This window comes from Devosia sp. (assembly GCF_965229025.1).
Taxonomy (GTDB): domain Bacteria; phylum Pseudomonadota; class Alphaproteobacteria; order Rhizobiales; family Devosiaceae; genus Devosia_A.
In genome coordinates this window covers 3,502,411-3,524,283 of record NZ_OZ245853.1, presented here as the reverse complement: position 1 = coordinate 3,524,283, position 21,873 = coordinate 3,502,411, and the positions used below count along the sequence as shown (strand labels likewise).

Here is a 21,873-nt window from a genome sequence, read left to right as displayed (position 1 = left end):
ACTGAGGAACGATGACCACCCAGCTCGATATCGTCCGCGACGGGCCGCTTGGCGTGATCGCGCTGAACCGTCCCGAAGCGATCAACGCCCTGAGCCTTGAAATGATCGAGGGCATCACTCGGACGCTTTTACAGTGGCAGGATGTTCCTGCACTCCGGGTCGTGCTGTTTGAAGGCCGCGGCCCGCGTGGATTTTGTGCCGGCGGTGATGTGCGCTGGGTTCGCCAGGCGATCCTCGACGGGCGCGGCGAAGACGCGGACGCCTATTTCGCCGCCGAATACCGAATGAACGCGCTGATTGCAGCCTATCCCAAGCCGCTGGTCGCCTTGACCCATGGCGTGGTGATGGGGGGCGGCATCGGGATTGCCGGGCACTGCCGCTATCGGTTCACGCTGGATGGCGCAAAGTTCGCTATGCCCGAAGCGGCGATCGGCTTTGTGGCGGATGTCGGTGTCAACCGCATCCTGGGCAAAGTGCCGCTGCACCGGGCGCTTCTGTTTCTGATGTCCGGGATCGCGGTCGGCGCCGCCGATGCGCGGGAACTCGGCCTCGTCGATGCCGTCTGCAACCCGGAGCACCGGGAAGCCATCAGGGTGGCGATCGGCATCGCGAGTTCAGCACCCGACCCCGACCTCGCCTTGCGGGAGCTTGTTCAAAGTGAGTCTGTCGCCGCTGGTGAGCCGGTCTTCTGTATCGAGGCCGACCTGGTCGCAGCTTATGATGTCGACTGGCAAAGCGCCGAATCGATTGTTGCGGCCACGGCTGGCAGGCTGGCCGACACCTTGAACAGCCGCTCGCCCACCAGCCTTGAAGCTATCGTACAAAGCCATCTCGCGGCACGATACTTGTCGAGCACGCCTGAGGTGCTGGCGCTGGACCTGCGGTTAGCAAAGATGCTGGCGCGGATGCCAGATTTTGCCGAGGGCGTGCGGGCTGTGCTTGTCGATAAGGATCAGAAGCCGGCCTGGACTCCGAAAGAGTTCGCGGCAGTGGCCCGGCAAGTCATCGCGGCAACTATTCTGCCCCCTCTGGAGCTCAATCGGGCAGAGTCTTAGCACTTCTTCAACCGTTCCAATGGATGCTGACGGCCGGACCAGAACCTTTGGGGGCAGCCGAGTCCATGGCCAAAGACAGTGAAAAGATCGTCGCCTTGCCGGCGATCGTTGATCTAGATGCGCTCGACCTTATTCGGGACGAGCTTATTGACGCGGTTGAAAGCGGCCCCGTACGCGTTGGCGGCAAAGCTGTCGAACGGGTCTCGACAAATGCTCTCTTCATGTTGCTGAGCGCAGCCGAAACGGCGCGTCGCAATAATTTTGGTTTTGCAGTTTTCGAACCGAGTGCGCCGTTTCGAGCAGCCGTAGACCGGCTCGGCATCGGCGCCCAGTTCGCACCGATTATGGAAGGAATATAATTCAATGCGCGTTCTGACAGTTGACGATTCTCGCACCATTCTCGCCATGCTGCACCACACCTTGTCCAATGCAGGCTTCGAAGTGCTACAGGCAGAAGACGGCCAGAAAGGCCTCGATGTTCTCAAGAACGAGAGCGTCGATGTGGTGATCACCGACATCAACATGCCCGTCATGGACGGCATCGAGTTCATCAAGAATGTGCGCGCCTCAGGCATGCACAATTCTCTGCCGATCCTGATCCTGACCACGGAAACCAGCCAGGACAAACGCGACCAGGGCCGGGCGGCCGGTGGCACGGGCTGGATCGTCAAACCGTTTGACCCTGAAAAACTGATCTCGGTCATCCACCGCGTCGTGCACTAAACAGGCCAACAACCCAGAAGGGTTCTGCGCGTTTCCATGAGCGATCTAGACGACTTCAAGGCCACATACTTCGACGAATGCTCCGAGCTCTTGCTGGAGCTCGAAGAACAGTTCGCCGCCATCGAGGAAGGGGATCGCTCCTCCAACCGGTTGAACGCGATCTTTCGTGCCATTCACTCGATCAAGGGTGGCGGTGGCGCGTTTGGCTTCACCGCGCTGGTGGGTTTTGCGCATGCTTACGAGACGCTGCTCGACCACGTTCGCGATGGCCGGCTTGAGCTGAGCGAGCACGTCGCCACGCTGTGCGTGCGGGCCAACGATATTGTCGCCGACTTCATCGCTGCAGCCAAGGACGGTGTCGCTCTTGATGCTGGCTATGGCGCTGACGAGAAAGCCCAGTTCGACGCCCTTACCTCCGGCAACGATCCCGACATGGCCGGCGAGCCGATGGAGGAGTTCGACATCGATTTCGTGCCGGTGATGGTCACCATCGCTGGCGCAGAGGACGACGTAGCTGTTCCGTCAGGGTTCTCGGATCTGCTTGCCGGGCCTACCGACGACAGTTTTGCAGCGCCACCGATGGAGCCCGAAGCAGCCCGGTGGCTGGTGAAGTTCACCCCCCATTCCGAACTCTATGCGCGCGCCAACGACCCGCTGCTGCTGTTCCGCGAACTGGCAGCGCTCGGTGAAATCAAGGTTCTGGCCAAGCTCGACGATATCCCGGCGCTCGCTGACTTCGAACCGTTTGGCGTCTATTGCCATTGGGAGATCACCCTCACCTCACCGACCGTCACTGAAGCGGCCATCACCGAGGTGTTCGAGTTTGTCGAAGGCAATTGTGACCTGACCATTTCCCGGATCGCTGCTCCGGTTTCGGTCACCGCCGCGCCAGTTTCAGCGCCGCCCGTGGCCGCCAAGGCAACCGACCCGGTCGTCGCCTTTAGCGCGGACGCCGCGGCAGATGGCGAAGTCGTCAGCTTCGCCGAAATCGCCGCCGCCATGAAGCCAGCCCTCAAGGCTGCCCCGCCCGTCATGCCGACCCCGCTCAAGCAGAGCGCCCCGGCCGAAGACACCGAAGATGGCGACCGCCGCAACGGGACCGAAGACCGCCGTAACGGCGTGCAGTCAATTCGCGTCGATCTCGACAAGATCGACCGCGTCGTCAACATGGTGGGTGAACTGGTGATCACCCAGTCCATGCTCACCCAGCAGATGGATGAAACGCTCCGCGCTCGCTACCAGGAACTGGTGCGCGGCCTTGAAGTGCTGGCCCAGACGACGCGCGGCCTGCAGGACTCGGTGATGGCGATCCGTGCGCAACCGGTCAAAACCGTGTTCAGCCGCATGCCGCGCCTGGTGCGCGAACTCGCCACCAAGACCGGCAAGAAGATCCGCCTCGAAACGATTGGTGAAAACACCGAAATCGACAAGACGATCATCGAGCAGCTTTCTGATCCGCTGACCCACATGATCCGCAACTCCGCCGACCACGGCATTGAAATGCCGGCCAAGCGGACCGCGAACGGCAAATCGGATTCGGGCGTCATCCGCCTTTCGGCCGAACAGGCCGGCGGCAACATTTTGATCGTCGTGGAAGACGACGGCGCCGGCATCAACCGCGAGCGCGTGCTGCAGGTGGCCCGTGACCGTGGTGTGGTCGGGCCCGACCAGACGCTGACCGAAGAACAGATCGACCAGTTGATCTTTGCGCCGGGGTTCTCCACCGCATCGGAAGTCTCCGACATTTCCGGCCGCGGCGTTGGTATGGACGTGGTGCTTTCCAACATCAAGAAGATTGGCGGCTCGGTGCACGTCAAGAGCTGGACCGGCAAGGGCACGCGCATGACGCTGCGCCTGCCGCTGACGCTCGCCGTGCTCGATGTCATGCTGGTCAAGGTCGCAGGCAGCCCCTACGTGATCCCGCTGTCCTCGATCGTTGAAACCATCCAGTGCGCGCGCGCCAACTTCAGCCGGGTGCCGTCGGGTGCCAAGGTGCTGCAGGTCCGCGGCGAGTATGTGCAAGTGGTTGACCTCGGTCACCGCTTTGCCATGGTGAGCAATGACAGCAATGACGGCCGGTTCGTCGTGCTGTGCGAGGCTGAGGGCGGCATCAAGATCGCGCTGATCGTCGATGACATCATTGGCCAGCAGCAGGTGGTGATCAAGTCGCTGGAAGAGAACTTCCAGTCGATCGAAGGTATCGCCGGCGGCACCATTCTCGGCGACGGTAATGTAGCCCTGATCGTCGATGTGCAGGGCCTGAAGTCAGCAAATTCCTCGCACAAGAGCGCCGCGTAGTCTGGCGCACTGTGCCGTAACATTAGTACCACCCGGAAATGGGTGTTGAGAAAGGGTCGAGTACCATGGAATCCATGGCGTTTAAGGATGATGCGTCAGGCAGCAATGCGGCGGGGGCGAATTCGTTGCAGCTGATCGCCTTCTCGATTGGCGAGCAGACTTACGGCGTTGAGATCACGACGGTGCGCGAGATTCGCGCCTGGAATGGTGCGACTCCGCTGCCCAATACCCGTGAATTTGTGCGCGGCGTCATCAACCTTCGCGGCACGATCGTGCCGATCTTCGACCTGCGCGCCCGTTTTGGCGAGGGCCCGACCTCACCGACCAAGAACCACGTCGTGGTGGTGATGTCGGTTGGCGACAAGTGGGTGGGGATCCTGGTGGACGCCGTGTCGGACATTTTGACGGTCGCAAAGGATGACATCCACAACGTGCCCGAAGGCAACTCGATCGATACCGAACTGCTCAACGGTATCGTCACCCATGAGAGCCGCATGGTCGGGCTGATCGACCTGCACGCCGTGGTATCGGGCGCCAAGATGGATAGCTGAGGCAAAAGTCTCACTCTTTTGAAAAGGCCGCCTCTGGGCGGCCTTTTTGTTTAGTGGAAGTTGCGACCAACCGGCAGCGCGGCATAGGCTTCGCGGTTGAGCTGCTCGCGACGGCGGCGCTCGCCCTCGTCACGACCGGGCGGCGGCCCGCTCCTACCCTCATCGCCACGCGCGAGCACCGCATCGCCGATGTCATGGCCCTGAGCCAGCTCGATCAGGCGCGGCGTGAAGTCGGTAAAGCTGCGCGCGATCAAATGGGTGACCAGCCCCTCGCGCTGCAATTCGCCCCGCACCGCGAGAAGGCGTGAGGCAAGCACCACTTTACGGTTCTTTTCGAAGGTTTTGGGCCAGATGATGATGTTGGCGATACCCGTTTCATCCTCAAGCGTCGAAAAGATCACCCCGCTAGCCGTCCCTGGCTGCTGGCGGACCAGCACCAGGCCGGCGGTTTCGACAATGGCGCCATTGCGCTTTTCAGCCAGATCGGCGCAACGCAAGGTGCCGCGGCGATCAAGTTCAGGCCTGAGGAACCCGACCGGATGCCCCTTGAGCGACAGCGACAGGGTCCGGTAGTCATGAACGACATCCTCACCGGGCGGCATCAGCGGCAACTGGCCGTCGTTATCATCGGCCTGTGAGTCGCGGTGGCCGACTGAGAATAGCGGCAGACGCTCGGCGCCGGCCGCACCATTGAGCCCACGCACGGTCCATAGCGCCTCGCGGCGGCTGAGCCCGAGCGAGCTGAACGCATCGGCCTCGGCGAGTTTTTCGAGCGTTGCCACCGGCAGCCCGGTCCTCAGCCACAGGTCGCGCACGGAGTCGTATCCGGCGCCGCGCCGGGCGATAATCAGGTTGGCATGATCCTGCTTGAGGCCGCTCACCTGCCTGAGGCCAAGCCGGATGGCTCGGTTGGACCAGATATCGGGCTGCATTTCGGCGTGCTGCTTTGCGATGCGCTCGCGCGCCGGAAACCCTGATTCGAGCACGTGGATATAGTCGGAGCGGTTGATATCGGCGCTTCGCACCTCGACCCCATGCTCAATCGCATCGCGGACAATCTGCGCGGGCGAATAAAAGCCCATGGGCTGGCTGTTGAGCAGGGCGCAGGCAAACACATCGGGGTAGTGGCACTTGAACCAGCACGAGGCATAAACGAGGAGCGCGAAGGACGCCGCGTGGCTTTCGGGAAAGCCATATTCGCCGAACCCCTGGATCTGCGAAAAGCAGCGCTTGGCGAAGTCCTCGGGGTAGCCATTGCCAATCATGCCCGAGATGAACTCCTCGCCGAACTGCGCAAGTCGGCCATTGCGCTTCCAGGCCGCCATGGCGCGCCGCAACTGATCAGCCTTGCCGGCAGAAAACCCGGCGCCGACAATGGCGATCTGCATCGCCTGCTCCTGGAACAGCGGCACCCCCAGGGTGCGGCCGAGCACGGCTTCGAGTTCGGGACGAGGGAAAGTGACCGTCTCTTTTTTCTGCCGGCGCTGCAGGTAAGGATGCACCATGCCGCCCTGGATCGGGCCGGGACGGACGATCGCCACCTCGATGACTAGGTCGTAGAACTCTTTCGGCTTGAGGCGCGGCAGCATCGACATCTGCGCGCGGCTCTCGATCTGGAACACCCCGATCGTGTCGGCACGGTGGGTCATATTATAAACCGGCGCCTTGATCTCGGGATGCGCCTCCTCGGCCATAAGGTCGGGCAGGCTCAGGTCGCGGCCGTAGTGCTGGTGCAAGAGCTCGAACGAGCGGCGAAGGCAGCTCAGCATACCCAGCGCCAGCACATCGACCTTGAGGATGCCGAGCGCGTCGATATCGTCCTTGTCCCACTCGACAATGGTGCGGCTTTCCATGGCGGTCTTGGAAATCGGCACCAGGCTTTCGAGCGAATCGCGGGTGATGACGAAGCCACCGACATGCTGGCTGAGGTGCCGGGGGAAGGATTTCAGCACCGAGATGACATTGAACATCTGTGTCAGGGTCGGATCGTTGGGATCGAGTTGCAGCATGCTCGCGCCCTTGAGGTCGGCAGAATTGCCCCAACCCCAGTGCATCTGGTTGAGTGCGGCAACGATATCCTCCGAGACGCCGAACACCTTTGCGGTCTCGCGGATGGCGCTTTTCGAGCGATAGGAAATGACGGTGGCGGTGAGGCCGGTGCGGGCGCCGCCGTACTTTTTGTAGATGTACTGCATTACCTCCTCTCGCCGCTCATGCTCGAAATCGACATCGATATCGGGCGGCTCGTCGCGTTCGGTGGAAATGAACCGCCCGAATACGAGGTTGGCGGTGGCCGGATCGACCGCAGTGATGGAGAGGCAGTAACAGACCGCCGAGTTGGCCGCTGAGCCGCGCCCCTGGCAAAGGATTTTGCGGTCGTGCCGTGCGTAGCGGACGATGTCGTGCACGGTGAGAAAGTAGGAGGCGTAGCTCTTGTAGGCGATAAGGCAGAGCTCGGCCCAAAGGCTCGAAAGCACCTTTTGCGGGATGCCTTGCGGGTAGCGCTCGCGGGCTCCTTCCCAGGTCAGACGCTCCAGCGTTTCCTGCGCGGTTTCGCCATTACCGATGGTTTCGGTGGGGTAGTTGTAGCGTAGCTGGTCGAGTGAAAAACCAATACGGCTGAGGATCACCTGGGTCTGTTTCAGCGCCTCGGGGTGATCGGCAAAGAGCCGCGCCATCTCGCTCGCAGGCTTCAGATGGCGCTCGGCATTCTGCCCCAAGCGCCGGCCGGCAACCTCGAGCGTCAGGTGCTCGCGGATGCAGGTGACGACATCCTGCACGATCTTGCGGCTTGGCTCGTGGTAGAGCACGTCGTTGACGGCTAGGAGCGGCACGCGGGCTTCGGCAGCCATCGCCGCGAGACGGTTGAGGCGCGCCCGGTCGGTGCCGGTGAACGTCGCGGCTGCGGCGAGCCAGACATTGCCGCGGGCCAGACGGGCCAGTTCATGTAGCACCTCGCGGCTATGCTCTAGGTTGGTTTCGTCGGCTTGAAGGATCAGCAACTGCCCTTCAATGAATTCGGTGAGGTCAGCAAAGCTGAGCGCGCACTTGCCCTTCTCACTCTCGGGCTTGAGGTTACCCCGGCTCAAGAGGCGGCAGAGCCGGCCATAGGCTTCGCGATCCGAGGGGTAGGCGACGATGTCGGGCGTGCCATCGGCAAAGCAGAGCCGAACCCCGACGACATAGCGAAAGTCAGGCGCCGTTTCCTTGAGGTCCCGATGCGCCACATAGCCCCGCACCACCCCGGCAAAGCTGTTGCGATCGGCAATGCCGATGCCGCTGAGCCCGAGAGCGATAGCGGCGGCGACCAGTTCCTCCGGGTGCGAGCCGGAGCGGAGGAACGAGAAATTGCTGGTCGCCATCAGTTCGGCGTAGGGGGGCACGGGCTGAGACAGGTTCATGCGAACAACCCATGGAGAAACCAGCGGGGGGTTGCCTCGGCCCCATAGAGCCCGACGCGGAACACCCAGAAGCGGCGCCCGCCCTCGTCCTCGATCACATAATAATCCCGCACCGTGCTGGTGGGCTGGAACAACTCGATACCCGGCAGTTGCGGCGAGGCAGCATCGACCTGCTCGGGCTGCGGATGCCGGGGCAACAGTGCCAGGCGCTTCCCAGACCGCCACCACTCGGCCTCGATCCGCTCGGGGCCGGTCGCCTTTTGCACCTTGTAGGCAACGCGCCGCCAGATCATTCGCATCGGCGGGCCATGCGGCACTTCGGCGATGACATTGATCGGTTCGGGCGTGGGAAAGAGCCGTAGCGGGCGAACCAGACCGGGAGGCGGGGCAGCTGCCGGATCATCCTCGGTTCGCGCCACGGCCGGCTCGAGTTTCACCGCCTGTTCGGGGATGTGGGTGTTGATGAACTTGGAGCGCAGCAGGGCAAAGGGCCCGAGCCGGCTGGTCATCCGGTCATAGAGCCGCTCGATATCCGCGGCCCCGTCACGGATTTCGAAGGCGCCGATCTGCGCACTCTCAACCGGTGACACTGAACTGGCGGCAAGCCGGATCATGTCGATGCCAAAACCTGCATCATACTCCCCCTCCAACCGCTCGGAACGGTGGATGAAAAGCTGGGCGATATGGTTGGCATCGCGCGTGGCACGAGCGGAATTGACCGAAAGCGTCATCACCTTGTGGTCGACCCGGTAGAGGAAGAGGTGAAAGCTCTGTGCCCCCAGCCCTTCGGCTTCGAGCCGCAGCGCGAGCTGGATGGCAAGATCGCGCGTCGTCATCAGCACGTCGTCCATGAAGCCGATCGGCTCGGGAAAGCGCCGTTCGGCATGGTATTCGGCAATAGGGATGCGTGGCGTGATCCGTTCTTCGATCCGGCCCAGCGCCTGATCGAGCCGCAACAGCAGCGAGGCGCCGAACCGGGCATGCAACCCCTTGCGGTCGCGCCCATAGAGCTGGCCGATGCGCTTGAGGCCCATCTGGTTGAGGCCCGCAACTTGGGAAGGATCAAGCCGCAACGCTACCACCGGCAGCTCGGCGAGCACGGTCTCAAGCTGGTCAGCCGCAATGATCCCCGGGGCAAAATGCGCCAGCGCCCAGGCCGCGCCGACAGTGTCGGCAATCGCGCCCGAAACGGAAAAGCCGAGTGCCCTGAGCCGGCCCACCAGCATCCTGAGCAGCTTGTCCTCACCCCCGAACAGGTGCTGCACACCCGTGATATCGAGGACCAGATCACCAAAGGCGGTAACATCTGTCATCACGGCTACGATCGGGCTGGCATTGGAATGCCAATCGGCAAAATCGGCGAACACCTGCTCGATATAGGCGCGGTCGATCTCCCGCACCTCAAGGTTGGGGACGAGCGCCCGCGCGTCGGAAAGGTTCTGGCCGGGAGTGAGCCGAGCCGATTCGGCAGCAGCATCGAGCGCCACCAGCCGCATGCCGCCCTTCTGCTTTTCCCAAAGCGCCAGCGGCCGCACCGAAGCGGCGAGCGCCACATCAGCTCGCTTGAGACAATCGGTGGCCCAGCGCGGCAGGTTGAGGACGAGATATCGGCGTGCTGTTCGAAAGCTGAGATCCAAACCGGGGTTCGACTGAAACGAAGCCATTTTCTGTCCAGTCCAGGGTCAATCTGGTGTTTTCTGCGCGTTGCGAAGTGCCGCCGAGCCGGCGCTTTTCGACCTCGACCACAAAGCGGGGCGGGCCAGGGGCGAAGGCATCGAAGCGCTGCTCGGCGCTGAGCGCAGCCATGACGCGCCAGCGCAGTTTTGCGGCACTGGCCTCGCGCTGGCGGCCATAGCGGAGGAGGAAGGCGGAGGTGCCCGCTGCTGCCGCACGAAGGCTCAGCCGGCGCGACACGGTGAAATCGAGCGCCTTGGGATGGCCGGCGAGATCGACGATCACGCCCGCGATCGCCCGGCAGGCGATGGCCTCCTCGATGGCCCAGAGCAGTTCGGTAAGGCTCTCGATGCGGCCGATCACCAGCTTGTCCGAATCGAGCCCGAACCGTTCCAATCCGATGCCGTAGGGAAGACCGAGCTCCTGGGTCTCGGCGGCAAGCTGAAGATAGAGGATAGCCTGCCGCTCGCCTCCAATCAGCCCGCGCGCCATCCCCAGGGTAAAGCCGAGTGCCGTGCCGCTGAGGCGCTGCTCATCGGCAAACACTTCATGCAGCACACCGGCGGGAGTGGCGAGAATGTCTGCCGCCTCGGAGCGGGCGGGCATCTGAGGGGCAGCAGCCGGGCGCAGAGCATGCTCTGCCGCCCCCTCGGACAGCACGGGACGCTTTTCGATGGCGGCAATTTTAGCGCGCAGGGCGTCAAGCTCTGCCGTGGCGAGGCTCGCCATGGGAGCCTCCTTTTGGTGCTCAACTGGAACAAATAGAGAACACCAGAGTCATGCCGAGAGTCAAGGCGCGAGTCTGCAAGACCTGAATCGAGGTGAGATTGACTCTGTTTTGACTTTGTCGGTCACCCTCACGTGACCCGCTCCGGCCCCACTTCCACGAAAGCGGATTAGTCCCTATCTTGACCGCAACCAAGTGAGACAAAGTCATGTTCGAGGCGCTGCGCAGCATCTTTTCCAAACCCGACGCCACCATGCTCTCGATGGAGCCCAAGCTGGCCGTTGCCGCCCTGCTGGTGCACCTCGCAGCGATCGATGGCTCGGTCAAAGCCGAGGAGCGAACAGCGCTCGAATCAACGCTCCAGGACTATTACGGGCTGACCGATTCCGAGGTGCGCAAGCTCATCGAGGAAGCCACACGCCGCGACCAGGAATCGGTAGATTTCTATCGCTTCACCTCGGCGCTGTCCTCGCTCGACGCGGCAGAAAAACTCGAGATCATCCGCATGATGTGGCTGGTGGTGTTTGCCGACAACAAGAACCATGAGCTTGAAGACAACATGGTCTGGCGTATCGCCGAACTGATCGGCGTCTCGGCCCGCGACCGCACCGTACTGCGCAACCAGATGGCGCGGGGCCACGAGACCCAGGCGCTCTAAACTAGCGCGCCCAGGCCTCGAACTTGCCGACAATCTCCGGCTCGTTCTTGCAATCGAAGTCTGCTGCCTTTTCATCGGCCGCCTTGCGCGCCAACTCGTTTGCATCGGGATTGGCGAGAGCATCGATATAGGCGACGTGGCAGGTTGCGCCTGGGGCGATCCTAGTCACGACCAGCACCTGACCTTCGGTCTCGCTGGCTTCGCTGCGAACGAAGTACTTGAGAATTGTCGCGAACGGCCTGTAGGCGCCCTCTGCATTGGATACCCGCCACTCGATCTCCGGACCAAGATGGTTGAATAGCGGCAAAGTCTGCTTGGCGGCCTTTTCCGTGGTCGAGGTGAGCCCGTATGAAACGAACATGCGTTGGTCGGTCTCAGCGATCATGACCGGCATGCCCTTGAGCCCCGCACAGGCCCAGGTCGAGCCGAAATCGTCGGACGCCATTACCGTGCACTCATCGAGATCGAGGTCGGTATAGCTCGAAACTAACAGCTGGGCCTGGGCCCCGCTCGCGAGGCCCAGAAGCAGCGCTCCGGCGAGCAGCATCGCGAACATTCGACCCATTGCAGCAAGACCTCCTTCAGGCACAAAGGCCACATGCGATTTCTATGCCTTGCAAACATGGCTCTCGATAGGCGACAAAGCCACGAAATCCCATCCTAGGACTGATCATGAATATCGACGCGATCCCGATCGGCAAGAACCCGCCCGACGACCTCAACGTCATCATCGAAGTGCCCATGGGCGGCGAGCCGATCAAGTACGAGATCGACAAGGCCTCGGGCGCGCTGTTCGTTGATCGCTTCCTCTATACCCCGATGCGCTACCCGGGAAATTACGGCTTTGTGCCGCATACGCTGTGCGGCGATGGCGATCCGCTCGACGTGATTGTGATGAACTCGCGTCCGCTGGTGCCCGGTGCCGTCGTGCGCTGCCGACCGTTCGGCGTGCTGTTCATGGAAGACGATGGCGGTATGGACGAGAAGATCCTGGCGCTGCCGGTGAGCAAGCTCACCAAGATGTATGACGGGATCAAGGATATCGGCGATATGCAGCCGATCCAGATCGAGCGGGTGAAGCACTTTTTTACCCACTACAAGGATCTGGAGCCCGGCAAGTGGGCCAAGATCGACCGCGTCGGCCATGTCGAGGATGCCCGCAAGGTGATTCTCGAATCGATCGAACGCGCCAAGGCGGCAAAATAACTGCCCGCGGGCAGGCCTTGAAAGTCGACTGACCCGATCACATATAGGCTGCAATGGTTGGTCGAGGCGACGCTGTCCCCTCCCTGCGAGCCCCGGCCCGGCCACATGAAAGGCGCTCCCCGAAAGGGTTGAGCGCCTTTCTTTTTTCGCTCAGTGGCCGCCCATGCCAGCCATGGCGGGATTTGCCGGCGGCTTCTTGACGAAGATTCCCGCGACAATGGCGAACAGCGAAATGATTGCCCCCACCACGAAGGCCACGCGGATGCCACCCGATAGCGCATCGACCTGAACCACGCCTTCACCGAGGAGGGCAGAGGTCTGGATGGTCATCAACGCCACGAACAGCGCTACGCCCGCTGCGCCCGCAACCTGCTGGATCGAACCCAGGATGGCGCTGGCGTGGGAATAGAGCGGCATGGGCACCGAGCTCAGCGAGGCAGTAAAGAGCGGGGTGAAGACCAGCGCCAGCCCCAGCGACATCACCACATGGCCGGCAAGGATAGCCCAGACCGAGGTGTTGGGATCGACCAGTGTCAGCGCCCAGAGGACGAGACTGACGAGCACCGTGCCGGGAATTAGCAGCGGTCGCGTGCCGTATTTGTCATAGAGCCGGCCGACAACCGGACCGAGCAGGCCCATCAACAGACTGCCCGGCAGCAACAGCAGGCCGGTCTTCAGCGTATCGAGACCGAGCACGTTCACCAGATAGAGCGGCAAGAGAATGATGGCGCCGAACAGCGACATCATAGCGATGCCCATAGTGATGACTGAGAGCGTGTAATTGGCCGACTTGAAGGTGCGGAGGTCAAGTAGCGCCTTGTCATCGGTCTGCAATTTCAACTGGCGAAAAACAAAAACCCCCATGGCGACGATGCCGATGGCGAGCGGCATCCAGCTCGGGAAGGCGTGGGTGACGCCCACTTCGCCAAGGCTCGAAAGTCCGTAGACGATTCCGCCAAAGGCCAGCGCCGAAAGGACGACCGACAACACATCGAGCGGTGCAAAGCGTGGTGTGGTGACGTTCTTCATCAGCCGCGCGCCCAGTGCGAGAGAAGCAATGGCGATCGGAAGCACCAGGATGAACATCCAGCGCCAATCGAGATTGGTGAGGATGATGCCCGAGATGGTCGGGCCGATGGCCGGGGCCACCGACATCACGATCGAGATATTGCCCATGGTCTTGCCGCGCCCTTCGGGCGGCACCAGGGTCATGACAGTAGTCATCAGCAGCGGCATCATGATGGCGGTGCCAGTGGCCTGGATGACGCGGCCGAAGACCAGCAATTCAAGGCCGGGCGAGACGGCGCAGATCAGCGTGCCGACAGAAAAGATCGACATGGCGAGCATGAAGATTGGTCGGGTGTTCATGCGCTGCAGCAGGAACCCGGTGATCGGAATAACCACCGCCATGGTGAGGAGGAACGCCGTGGTCAGCCACTGCGCGGCACTGGCCGTGACTCCGAGGTCGCCCATCAGGTGCGGGATCGCGACGCTCATTATGGTTTCGTTGAGAAACACCACGAAGGTCGAGATCAGGAGCAGCGCGATCACCAGGCGATTGCGCGCCGCAGTCGACGCGTCGATTGGCGTGGCAGCGACGGCGGAGGGGTCGGCAAAGGTTTCGGAGGTCATGGCTAGGCCTGTCCTGAAATTGCTGTCGAAAACGGAAAGTCGCCCATGCGACCGAAACCGGCTAGCCCGGACGGCACATAGAGAGGATGCACGGGCTGCACATTCATTATGGCAGCACCATAGCTATGACGAATGACACGGCGTCATTTCGACAGACGCTGTGTCACAATCAGTTAAGCTGATACTTAACTGTCGAAACCACGGCCTGTCAATGCCGTAAAACACCAAGGCCGGGAGACACCCCGGCCCTGACCAAACCCATGATTTGGGGCGCCTGCAACCTACCTGAAACGGTAGGTGAGGCGGCCCTTGGTCAGATCGTAGGGGGTCATTTCGCACAGCACCTTGTCGCCGGTGAGGACGCGGATGCGGTTCTTACGCAGCCGACCGGCGCTGTGGGCGATGATCTCGTGGTCGTTCTCCAGCTTGACGCGAAACGTCGCGTTGGGCAGCAGTTCGGTCACTACGCCGGGGAACTCGAGAAATTCTTCCTTGGCCATTAAGTCTCCTGGGGCCCGCCAGCGCAGGCCGAGGGGTTCGGCGGGCCGCTTCCGGGGATGTGCATCAATGCCGCATGATGCCGAGGGCTTCGCCCCGGCCAGCACGATCGGCAAGACTGTTGAAGTAAGAGGGTATATAGGCAGTTCGACGCGTTTTGGAAACAGGCGCGGTGCAATTGGGGTTGCCAGCGGATTGACGGACAAGCAAAGCCGCGGCCAACCGCATGATCCTGCCAAGTTCATTGCCCAGAATTTGCGGCTGGAACCTGTGTCCGCCGTTCCCGAGATATCTCTCTATACAGCACATTCAGCCAGCGGGCTGTGGCGGCTGACCGGCCGCGACGGTCCCCCGCCCTACTGGGCGTATCGCTGGGCCGGGGGAACGGTGCTGGCGCGCTATCTGATCGACCATCCCGACGCCGTGCGCGGCAAGCGTGTGCTCGATCTGGGCGCCGGGTCCGGGATCGTCGGGATCGCGGCGGCGATGAGGGGTGCTGCCAGCGTTGTAGCGGCGGAGGTCGACCCAAATGGCATTGCGGCGTTGAAGCTCAATGCCGCGGCGAACGGCGTCGCCATCACCCCGATCGGGGATGATCTGCTCGATGGTCTGCCGCCGCATGTCGAATTGGTTGCGGTAGGGGACCTGTTCTATGAGGCTGCACTGGCGGTACGGGTGGCGGGCTTTCTCGACCGGTGCCTTGCCGCAGGGATCGCATGCCTCGTCGGCGATCCCGGTCGGGCGCCGCTGCCACTGCACCGGCTGGAGCGGATCGCAGAGTATGACGTGCCTGACTTCGGCGGAGGGCATGGCGGGTTGAGCAGAGTGTATCGGTTCGTCGCGGACCCTGCCCGACCAGGCTGACGGGCGCGGCTGGATATGGCAGTTTCAGATGATGCCGTAGCGACGGAACCCCGATGCCCCCGCCCCTCCACACCCCCTATGACGGATCTGCACGTCCGTTCCAGATTGGACTGAAGCCGCTCGACCCGGATACGTGGATCGATGTTGATGGGCGGCTGGGCGAGTATCTCGACGAGAAGGCGCGGCTGCGGGGGAGCCATCGCGACGAGGTGTTTGTCGCCGAGGCGGGCACCGAAGCGGCGCAGGGTGAGGTGCTTGCGATGCTGGTCGAGCATCTGCCGCGCCGATTTCCTGAGATTTATCAGCGGCGTGGGACGGAGATGGAGATTATTCCGCTCCGCCGCGCGGTTCCCCTGGCGGAAGCTGGCCTCGCGCCGCTGCAGGTGGCGGCGAGCCTGGTGCAGGAAGACCTGGTGCTGCTTCGGAGGAGCGAGAACGGCTGGCGGCTGGTGGCGGCGGCGCTGGATTTTCCGTCGTCTTGGTCGCTGAGGGCGAAGTTCGGGCGGCCGATGCATGAGGTGCATGGGCCGGTGCCCGGCTTTGGCGTGGGGACACGAAATGCCGCAATGATCGAGCGGATGTTCGACCATTTGCGGGTCGAAATGCCGGTCATAAGATGGAATTGGTCGTTGTTTGGCGATGAACGTCTGTTCCATCCCGAGGGCGGGCACCCGGACCAGCCGCGTTTCGGAGTGGATGGCGAGAGCGTCTACCTGCGGGTCGAGCGGCAGACGCTGCGTAAGCTGCCGGTGAGCGGCGACATTCTCTTCACCATCCGCATTTCGGTCGACCCGCTGGCGGCGCTGACCCAGCATGCGGAGGCCGCGACGATCGCCACGGCGCTGATCGAGCAACTCGAGGCGCTGAGTCCGGAGCAGGTGCGCTATAAGGGGCTACGGCACGACCGGGAGGCACTGGTGGCGCGGCTGAGTGCGATGGCTGGGCGGGCGCAATAGGCCCTCGCCCGAACGCCGCTGCAGCTACTTCATCACGCTGTAGGTCGAAACCACATTGCCCTTCGATGTCCGCTCGCTGGAGACCAGCGTGAGACGGGTCACCGGGTCATCGGCGGCGAAGAGGTGGCGGTAGCCTTTGCCGGCGATGACCGGATGGGTGATCAGCGTCAGCTCATCGAGGAGGCCGGCGAGGAACAGGTGGCGGACCACCGAGATAGAGGCCATGACCGAAATCTCGCCGCCGGTTGTGCCCTTGAGCTCGGCAACGAACGCATCGAGATCGCCCGCGATCAGGCTGGAATTCTGCCAGGCGAGCGGCGCAGTGAGGGTGCGCGAGGCGACATGCTTGGGCACAGCGTTGATGAAATCGCCAAAGGCGCCATCCTGCGTGGCATTGGGCCAGTAGCCCGCCCACTCGGAATAGCCCTTGCGGCCCATGATGACCTTATCGACACGGCTCAGGACGCCACCCAGCATCGCGCCCAACTCGTCATCGAATCGATCAAACTGCCACTCATTGGGCGCCTCGACGGCGCCATCGATCGAGTGAAATAGGCCGGCGGTTAGTTTGCGCATGGTGTTGTCCTCTCACTGCACGACGCCCTTTAAGGCGCCTTCACTAACATGACGAGTGGGGTGAGGAGAAATCGACAGGCAAGACGAAGAAATATCAATTGGTCCCTCTCGCGACCCGAGGGCACAAGAGGCCCCTGTAGCGCGCGATCTACTTTCAAGATGGAGAAAAGTTATTCCTGCTGATAAATGGGCATTTACAAACCCAACGGTCCAGCAGTAACGATGAAAGTCATTTCGTCGTTACTGCTGGACCGTTGCCAATCTAGTTGGGCATCACTCGGACGCTACTAACGCATTGATTTTAATCGCGAATGATATTCCGCAAGCCTCCAACTCACCGTCGTTGCAAGAAACGGCAGCACCCGGTAACGTCTCTGTAATGAGCGACCGCATGACGATTGAACTGCAGGCTAGGCGTGAAAGACTGGAGGTAGCATTGCGCGCCCTCCAAGAAGAACTCGCACTGGTGAACACCGAACTGGCAAAGCGGCCGGAGCAACCCGCGCTCAACGATGTATTCTTTTTTGAGCGCATTGTGCCACATCTGGTTCGTGTGAGCGGAGGACTGACGAGTTCCGCAATAATGGCGGCCTTAGTACGAAACGGACACGAAATAACTGAGGGGAGCTTGCGAACGTTCCTCAGTCGCCTAAAGGCGAGGGGCGACCTTACGACGTTTGGAGTTTCTCGGCCATTCAAATGGCAGGTCGGCCCTAAGTATGCGGAAAAGATCAGCAAGCTCGGTGTCGTGGTAGCTGAGCAACCCGCTAGCTGGCGGAATAAGTGATATGAGCGTGCGCTCAAAAAAGAAACCGTCCAGGGCGGTAACCCCGGACGTATGGAAGGTTGTCGGAACCCCCAGCACCACCGCTCCCATTGCAAAGGGAAACCGTGTTCCCCCTTACGGCGGCAAGGCGGTTACCTGGTCCCTGGTTAGCTACGCCTAACCAACAGCCTACCTCGCCGATGCCTTCGGCATCCCGGTGGAGGTTTCGTTTATCTGGCAGAATAGTCCAAAGCCTGCCCTACCGGGTCAGGCAGGACGGATGATGGTGGGATCGTCCATCACGAGATAGCGGCGCAGCTCGATAGATCGAGCACCGTAGGTTCTAGGATAGGTCAGCTCACACTTTCCTATACCGCCTTGGAGGTTGGAGGTGCAACTCCTCTCGCCGCTCCCAAAAAACGGAAGAAGCCCGGGATCACTCCCGGGCTTCGCTCTAATACGCCGGTGTCGAGCCTTAAGCAGCCCCACCCATATGCGCCAATACCGCCAGCAGCAGCAGGGCCACGATGTTCGTGATCTTGATCATTGGGTTCACTGCGGGACCGGCCGTGTCCTTGTAGGGGTCGCCGACGGTGTCGCCGGTGACGGAGGCCTTGTGGGCGTCGGAGCCCTTGTAGTGCTTGACGCCGTGGCTGTCGGTGAAGCCGTCTTCGAAGCTCTTTTTGGCGTTATCCCAGGCGCCGCCACCGGCGGTCATCGAGATGGCAACGAAGAGGCCGGTGACGATGACGCCCATCAGCATGGCGCCGAGCGCGGCAAAGCCTTCGGCGCGGCCGGCGATCCAGAAGATCAAAACGAAGATCACGATCGGCGACAGCACCGGCAGCAGCGAGGGGACGATCATTTCCTTGATCGCCGCCTTGGTGAGCATATCCACCGCCCGTGCATAATCGGGCTTCGAGGTACCGGCCATGATGCCGGGATCGGCCTTGAACTGGCGGCGGACTTCGACCACCACGCTCATCGCTGCACGGCCCACGGCGGTCATTGCCATGCCACCGAAGAGGAACGGCAGCAGGCCGCCGAACAGCAGGCCGACGACGACATAGGGGTTGGCGAGCGAGAAGTTGACCGCCGCCATGCCGTAAAAGAACGAGCCTTCAACAGCGTTGGCGACAAAGTACTGCAGATCCTGCGTGTAGGCTGCGAACAGCACCAGCGCGCCGAGGCCGGCCGAACCAATGGCATAGCCCTTGGTGATGGCCTTGGTGGTGTTGCCCACCGCATCGAGCGCATCGGTATTGTGGCGCACTTCCTTGGGGAGGCCCGCCATTTCGGCAATGCCACCGGCATTGTCGGTGACGGGGCCGAACGCATCGAGCGCCACCACGATACCGGCGAGTGCCAGCATGGTTGCAGCGGCAAAGGCGATGCCGAAGAGGCCAGCAAGGTTATAGGTGACGATGATGCCGGCGATGATGACGATGGCCGGCAGCGCCGTCGATTCGAGCGAGACCGCAAGGCCCTGGATGACGTTGGTGCCGTGGCCGGTAACCGAGGCTTCGGCAATCGAGTTGACCGGGCGACGGTTGGTGCCGGTGTAATACTCGGTGATGACGATGATCAGGCCGGTGATCACCAGACCGACGACACCGCACCAGAACAGGCTCCACGGTGTGAAGGCTTTTTCAGCTGTGCCGAGCGCGGCATTGAGATCGCCGAAGACGAGATAGAGCACCGGGAGCAGCGCGACCAGCGACAGGATGCCGGTGGCGATAATGCCCTTGTAGAGCGCGCCCATGATGTTGTTATTGGCGCTGAGCTTGACGAAATAGGTGCCGATAATCGAGGTGATGACGCACGCGCCGCCGATGGCCAGCGGCAAGACCATGCCGGCGAGCTTGAAGGCATCGGGCAGAACGATTGCGGCCAGCACCATGGTAGCAACGATGGTCACCACGTAGGTTTCGAACAGATCGGCCGCCATGCCAGCGCAATCACCGACATTGTCGCCGACGTTATCGGCGATGGTCGCCGGGTTGCGCGGATCATCTTCCGGAATGCCGGCTTCGACCTTGCCGACCATGTCGCCGCCGACGTCTGCACCCTTGGTGAAGATGCCGCCGCCGAGACGGGCGAAGATCGAGATCAGCGAGGCGCCGAAGCTGAGGGCCACCAGCGAATCGATGACGGTACGGCTGGTGAACTCGAAGCCGAGGAACTGGGTGAGGACGATGAAATAGAGCGCCACGCCCAAAAGCCCGAGGCCCGCCACGAGGAGCCCGGTAATCGCACCGGCCTTGAAGCTCAGATCGAGGCCCTTGGCGAGCGAGGTGGTGGCCGCCTGGGCGACGCGCACGTTGGCGCGGACCGAGACGTTCATGCCGATGAAACCAGCGGCGCCCGAGAGCACCGCGCCGATCAGGAACCCAATCGCTGCGTAGATGCCGAGGAAGAAGAACGCCAGCACCAGGATGACGAGGCCGACAATACCGATGGTGGTGTATTGGCGCTTGAGATAGGCCGATGCGCCTTCGCGCACGGCGGCGGAAATTTCCTGCATCCGGGCCGAGCCTGAATCGGCCGCCAGCAGGGTTTGCGTCGTGATGACGCCATATACGATCGAGAGTGCTCCGCACACCACGATCGCCCAAAGCAATAAAGTCATAGAAGGATCCCTCGGTTCAAAATTCCCGAGGGACGCTCCGTAGTTGTGGCAGAGGGGCCAAACCCGCCCTGCCCCTCCCCGCCCCCCAGGAATGGTCACTAGGTTGTGCCAAAATGTCACAATAGACGCAATGGAATTGCTGCGTCGGGCGTTCGGGGCGCCGGGATAATTCGGCGCCCCCGCAAATAGCCCTCAGGCTGCGCTGGCTTTGGCCGCAGTGTAGCGCGGCGCGGGAATAGACAGGGAGAGATGGGGCCAGAGGTCGGCGCGCTTTTCGACCCAGGCATCGAAGGCTGCCGGCGATTCGAGCGAGGGGATGGTGACGAGCTCGCCGCTATCGAAGCCAGCCAGTGCCGCATCGACCATCGCGTCAGCATCCATCACCACGGAATCGGGGAGACCGGCACCATCGCTGATCATCGGCGTGCGGGTGTAGCCCGGCAACACCGCCTGCACCTGTACGCCCTTGGGCTTCACGTCGAGATCGAGCGACAGGGAGAGGCTGAGGACATAGGCCTTGGAAGCGGCGTAGGCAGCGGCCCCGGCATTGTCGATCAGCGCCATGGCGGAGGCGAGATTGATGATGGCGCCGGTACCGCGGGCGGAAAATACCTTGGCGGCGACAGAAGCAAGGCGGGTGAGAGCCACGACATTGACCGCCAGCATCTGGCTCAGCGCATCGAGGTTGCCATCGCTCAGTGGCCCGCCGCCGATCAAACCGGCGGAATTGACCAGCAGCGTAATCGAGGCGTCGCTATCGAGGCGGCGTTCGACCTCGGAGAGACCAGCGGCGTCGCCAAGATCGGCGACAAGCGACTCGACCTTGACGCCGTGCTTAGCGGCTAGGCTGCTGGCGAGAGTACCGAGCTTTTCGGCATTGCGGCCGACCAGCACCAGATCATAGCCGCGCCGCGCGAGGCGATCGGCATAAAGTTCTCCTATGCCCGAAGAGGCTCCGGTTACGAGGGCGGTTCCGTGACGTGCGGCCATGATCAAACTCCTTCAAATGGCGACTGCAGAGTTAGATGATGATCATACTTTAACAGCGCAAGGGGCAGGCAGACTATTCTTTTCGGCGCAGCAGGCTCTCTACCGCGGAGCTCAGAATTTCGTCTGACATCACCGGATCGACAACCGTCCTGGAAAGCGTCAGGGCGCCCAGCATGGTGGCATAGATGGCCATGGCCTGGCCGCGCGACACCCCACCGAACTCGACCATCAGGTCGAGATAGCCCTCGATGCCGGCTTCGAACGCCGATCTCAACTCAGGGCTGCCACGCGTGGCGTCCTGGGACAACGCGGCGACTGCGCATCCCGCTTCCAGTGCGTCGCGGTGCTCGGGGGAGATATAAAGACGGATTATGGCAGCGAGCGGATCGGCCGCGCCCACGGCGACTTCCCGCAGCCGATCCCTGGTCTCGGCAAAGACACGCTCTACCGCTTCGACAGCCAGCGCGTCCTTACTCGGGAAATTATTGTAAAAGCCCCCATGGGTCAGGCCCGCAGCGTTCATCAGGTCAGCGACACCGATGCCGTCAAAGCCATGCTTGCGGAATTGTGTGCCGGCAACGTCCACGACATGGACCCGGTTCCTGGCAGCTTGCTCGCGACTGACCTTCATAGAACGCCCCAGTATAGATGCTGGGTGTAATATATGCG

The 21,873-nt window shown here is 62.0% G+C and carries 20 protein-coding genes; 10 read left to right on the top strand and 10 right to left on the bottom strand.

Translation table 11 applies throughout. From position 1 onward, the window contains the following. The first annotated feature begins 11 nt into the window (after nt 1-11). The 5 genes from ACO06J_RS17120 (at nt 12) to ACO06J_RS17100 (ending at nt 4,627) form a co-directional block, all read left to right on the top strand. Nucleotides 12-1,055 (top strand): enoyl-CoA hydratase/isomerase family protein, encoded by a 1,044-nt coding sequence (locus ACO06J_RS17120; RefSeq protein ID WP_421761926.1) that lies wholly within the window; start codon nt 12-14, stop codon nt 1,053-1,055. Nucleotides 1,056-1,120: 65 nt separating this feature from the next. Beyond that, a complete protein-coding gene (locus tag ACO06J_RS17115; RefSeq protein WP_421761925.1) occupies nt 1,121-1,414 on the top strand; it encodes an STAS domain-containing protein in 294 nt (97 codons plus the stop codon). A 4-nt stretch (nt 1,415-1,418) separates the two neighbouring features. Further along, a complete protein-coding gene (locus ACO06J_RS17110; protein ID WP_055874686.1) occupies nt 1,419-1,778 on the top strand; it encodes a response regulator in 360 nt (119 codons plus the stop codon). A gap of 36 nt (nt 1,779-1,814) precedes the next feature. Beyond that, entirely contained in the window at nt 1,815-4,076 is a 2,262-nt protein-coding gene (locus ACO06J_RS17105; protein WP_421761924.1) for a chemotaxis protein CheW, read from the top strand. Nucleotides 4,077-4,150: 74 nt separating this feature from the next. Continuing rightward, a complete protein-coding gene (locus ACO06J_RS17100; protein ID WP_421761923.1) occupies nt 4,151-4,627 on the top strand; it encodes a chemotaxis protein CheW in 477 nt (158 codons plus the stop codon). A gap of 50 nt (nt 4,628-4,677) precedes the next feature. Here the strand turns inward: ACO06J_RS17100 and ACO06J_RS17095 are convergent, their stop codons facing one another. From ACO06J_RS17095 to ACO06J_RS17085, 3 genes are read right to left on the bottom strand one after another with little or no spacing between them, the layout of a single operon-like run. After that, the gene (locus tag ACO06J_RS17095; protein WP_421761922.1) at nt 4,678-8,028 is read right to left on the bottom strand and encodes an error-prone DNA polymerase; all 3,351 of its coding nucleotides are present in this window, start codon (nt 8,026-8,028) and stop codon (nt 4,678-4,680) included. Continuing rightward, complete coding sequence (locus tag ACO06J_RS17090) at nt 8,025-9,692, bottom strand: Y-family DNA polymerase (protein WP_421761921.1); 1,668 nt, start codon at nt 9,690-9,692, stop codon at nt 8,025-8,027. Before ACO06J_RS17090 ends, ACO06J_RS17095 begins: the two co-directional genes overlap by 4 nt. Further along, nucleotides 9,583-10,431 carry an ImuA family protein gene (locus ACO06J_RS17085; protein ID WP_421761920.1) on the bottom strand — a complete coding sequence of 283 codons (849 nt, stop codon included), beginning with the start codon at nt 10,429-10,431 and terminating at the stop codon, nt 9,583-9,585. Before ACO06J_RS17085 ends, ACO06J_RS17090 begins: the two co-directional genes overlap by 110 nt. Nucleotides 10,432-10,637: 206 nt before the next feature. Here ACO06J_RS17085 and ACO06J_RS17080 point away from each other — a divergent pair, with 206 nt between their 5' ends. Next, on the top strand, nt 10,638-11,087 hold the full coding sequence (locus tag ACO06J_RS17080; RefSeq protein WP_421761919.1) for a TerB family tellurite resistance protein: 450 nt from the start codon (nt 10,638-10,640) through the stop codon (nt 11,085-11,087). A gap of 1 nt (nt 11,088) precedes the next feature. Here ACO06J_RS17080 and ACO06J_RS17075 read toward each other — a convergent pair whose 3' ends face one another. Continuing rightward, a complete protein-coding gene (locus ACO06J_RS17075; RefSeq protein WP_421761918.1) occupies nt 11,089-11,652 on the bottom strand; it encodes a hypothetical protein in 564 nt (187 codons plus the stop codon). Between the two features lie 107 nt (nt 11,653-11,759). Here ACO06J_RS17075 and ppa point away from each other — a divergent pair, with 107 nt between their 5' ends. Next, entirely contained in the window at nt 11,760-12,293 is a 534-nt protein-coding gene (gene ppa, locus ACO06J_RS17070) for an inorganic diphosphatase (RefSeq protein ID WP_421761917.1), read from the top strand. A gap of 150 nt (nt 12,294-12,443) precedes the next feature. Here the strand turns inward: ppa and ACO06J_RS17065 are convergent, their stop codons facing one another. Beyond that, nucleotides 12,444-13,925, bottom strand: a complete 1,482-nt coding sequence (locus ACO06J_RS17065) for an MDR family MFS transporter (RefSeq protein ID WP_421761916.1) — start codon at nt 13,923-13,925, stop codon at nt 12,444-12,446. Nucleotides 13,926-14,206: 281 nt separating this feature from the next. Continuing rightward, complete coding sequence (infA, locus tag ACO06J_RS17060; protein WP_421761915.1) at nt 14,207-14,425, bottom strand: translation initiation factor IF-1; 219 nt, start codon at nt 14,423-14,425, stop codon at nt 14,207-14,209. A 193-nt stretch (nt 14,426-14,618) separates the two neighbouring features. On the opposite strand from infA, the gene ACO06J_RS17055 reads away from it, so the two are divergent. Next, nucleotides 14,619-15,287, top strand: coding sequence for a class I SAM-dependent methyltransferase (locus tag ACO06J_RS17055; RefSeq protein ID WP_421761914.1), 669 nt, complete (start codon nt 14,619-14,621; stop codon nt 15,285-15,287). A gap of 53 nt (nt 15,288-15,340) precedes the next feature. After that, nucleotides 15,341-16,243: a heme-dependent oxidative N-demethylase family protein gene (locus tag ACO06J_RS17050; protein WP_421761913.1), complete on the top strand. Its 903-nt coding sequence runs from the start codon at nt 15,341-15,343 to the stop codon at nt 16,241-16,243. 24 nt (nt 16,244-16,267) lie between these two features. Here the strand turns inward: ACO06J_RS17050 and ACO06J_RS17045 are convergent, their stop codons facing one another. Further along, entirely contained in the window at nt 16,268-16,819 is a 552-nt protein-coding gene (locus ACO06J_RS17045) for a dihydrofolate reductase family protein (RefSeq protein ID WP_421761912.1), read from the bottom strand. A gap of 391 nt (nt 16,820-17,210) precedes the next feature. On the opposite strand from ACO06J_RS17045, the gene ACO06J_RS17040 reads away from it, so the two are divergent. Continuing rightward, a complete protein-coding gene (locus tag ACO06J_RS17040; protein ID WP_421761911.1) occupies nt 17,211-17,606 on the top strand; it encodes a hypothetical protein in 396 nt (131 codons plus the stop codon). A gap of 454 nt (nt 17,607-18,060) precedes the next feature. Here the strand turns inward: ACO06J_RS17040 and ACO06J_RS17035 are convergent, their stop codons facing one another. The 3 genes from ACO06J_RS17035 to ACO06J_RS17025 all read right to left on the bottom strand — a co-directional run bounded on the left by ACO06J_RS17035 (nt 18,061) and on the right by ACO06J_RS17025 (nt 21,835). Continuing rightward, entirely contained in the window at nt 18,061-20,214 is a 2,154-nt protein-coding gene (locus tag ACO06J_RS17035; RefSeq protein ID WP_421761910.1) for a sodium-translocating pyrophosphatase, read from the bottom strand. A gap of 192 nt (nt 20,215-20,406) precedes the next feature. Further along, a complete protein-coding gene (locus ACO06J_RS17030; RefSeq protein WP_421761909.1) occupies nt 20,407-21,204 on the bottom strand; it encodes an SDR family NAD(P)-dependent oxidoreductase in 798 nt (265 codons plus the stop codon). Nucleotides 21,205-21,277: 73 nt separating this feature from the next. Continuing rightward, nucleotides 21,278-21,835: a TetR/AcrR family transcriptional regulator gene (locus ACO06J_RS17025; protein WP_421761908.1), complete on the bottom strand. Its 558-nt coding sequence runs from the start codon at nt 21,833-21,835 to the stop codon at nt 21,278-21,280. Nucleotides 21,836-21,873 lie beyond the last annotated feature (38 nt).

Bases quoted from the DNA above. Each gene is read 5' to 3' on its own strand.
- infA (WP_421761915.1), bottom strand. From the start codon at position 14,425: ATGGCCAAGGAAGAATTTCTCGAGTTCCCCGGCGTAGTGACCGAACTG.
- ACO06J_RS17095 (WP_421761922.1), bottom strand. From the start codon at position 8,028: ATGAACCTGTCTCAGCCCGTGCCCCCCTACGCCGAACTGATGGCGACC.
- ACO06J_RS17105 (WP_421761924.1), top strand. From the start codon at position 1,815: ATGAGCGATCTAGACGACTTCAAGGCCACATACTTCGACGAATGCTCC.
- ACO06J_RS17100 (WP_421761923.1), top strand. From the start codon at position 4,151: ATGGCGTTTAAGGATGATGCGTCAGGCAGCAATGCGGCGGGGGCGAAT.
- ACO06J_RS17035 (WP_421761910.1), bottom strand. From the start codon at position 20,214: ATGACTTTATTGCTTTGGGCGATCGTGGTGTGCGGAGCACTCTCGATC.
- ACO06J_RS17080 (WP_421761919.1), top strand. From the start codon at position 10,638: ATGTTCGAGGCGCTGCGCAGCATCTTTTCCAAACCCGACGCCACCATG.
- ACO06J_RS17110 (WP_055874686.1), top strand. From the start codon at position 1,419: ATGCGCGTTCTGACAGTTGACGATTCTCGCACCATTCTCGCCATGCTG.
- ACO06J_RS17045 (WP_421761912.1), bottom strand. From the start codon at position 16,819: ATGCGCAAACTAACCGCCGGCCTATTTCACTCGATCGATGGCGCCGTC.
- ACO06J_RS17075 (WP_421761918.1), bottom strand. From the start codon at position 11,652: ATGGGTCGAATGTTCGCGATGCTGCTCGCCGGAGCGCTGCTTCTGGGC.
- ACO06J_RS17040 (WP_421761911.1), top strand. From the start codon at position 17,211: ATGACGATTGAACTGCAGGCTAGGCGTGAAAGACTGGAGGTAGCATTG.
- ACO06J_RS17050 (WP_421761913.1), top strand. From the start codon at position 15,341: ATGCCCCCGCCCCTCCACACCCCCTATGACGGATCTGCACGTCCGTTC.
- ACO06J_RS17030 (WP_421761909.1), bottom strand. From the start codon at position 21,204: ATGGCCGCACGTCACGGAACCGCCCTCGTAACCGGAGCCTCTTCGGGC.
- ACO06J_RS17065 (WP_421761916.1), bottom strand. From the start codon at position 13,925: ATGACCTCCGAAACCTTTGCCGACCCCTCCGCCGTCGCTGCCACGCCA.
- ACO06J_RS17085 (WP_421761920.1), bottom strand. From the start codon at position 10,431: ATGGCGAGCCTCGCCACGGCAGAGCTTGACGCCCTGCGCGCTAAAATT.
- ppa (WP_421761917.1), top strand. From the start codon at position 11,760: ATGAATATCGACGCGATCCCGATCGGCAAGAACCCGCCCGACGACCTC.
- ACO06J_RS17090 (WP_421761921.1), bottom strand. From the start codon at position 9,692: ATGGCTTCGTTTCAGTCGAACCCCGGTTTGGATCTCAGCTTTCGAACA.
- ACO06J_RS17115 (WP_421761925.1), top strand. From the start codon at position 1,121: ATGGCCAAAGACAGTGAAAAGATCGTCGCCTTGCCGGCGATCGTTGAT.
- ACO06J_RS17120 (WP_421761926.1), top strand. From the start codon at position 12: ATGACCACCCAGCTCGATATCGTCCGCGACGGGCCGCTTGGCGTGATC.
- ACO06J_RS17025 (WP_421761908.1), bottom strand. From the start codon at position 21,835: ATGAAGGTCAGTCGCGAGCAAGCTGCCAGGAACCGGGTCCATGTCGTG.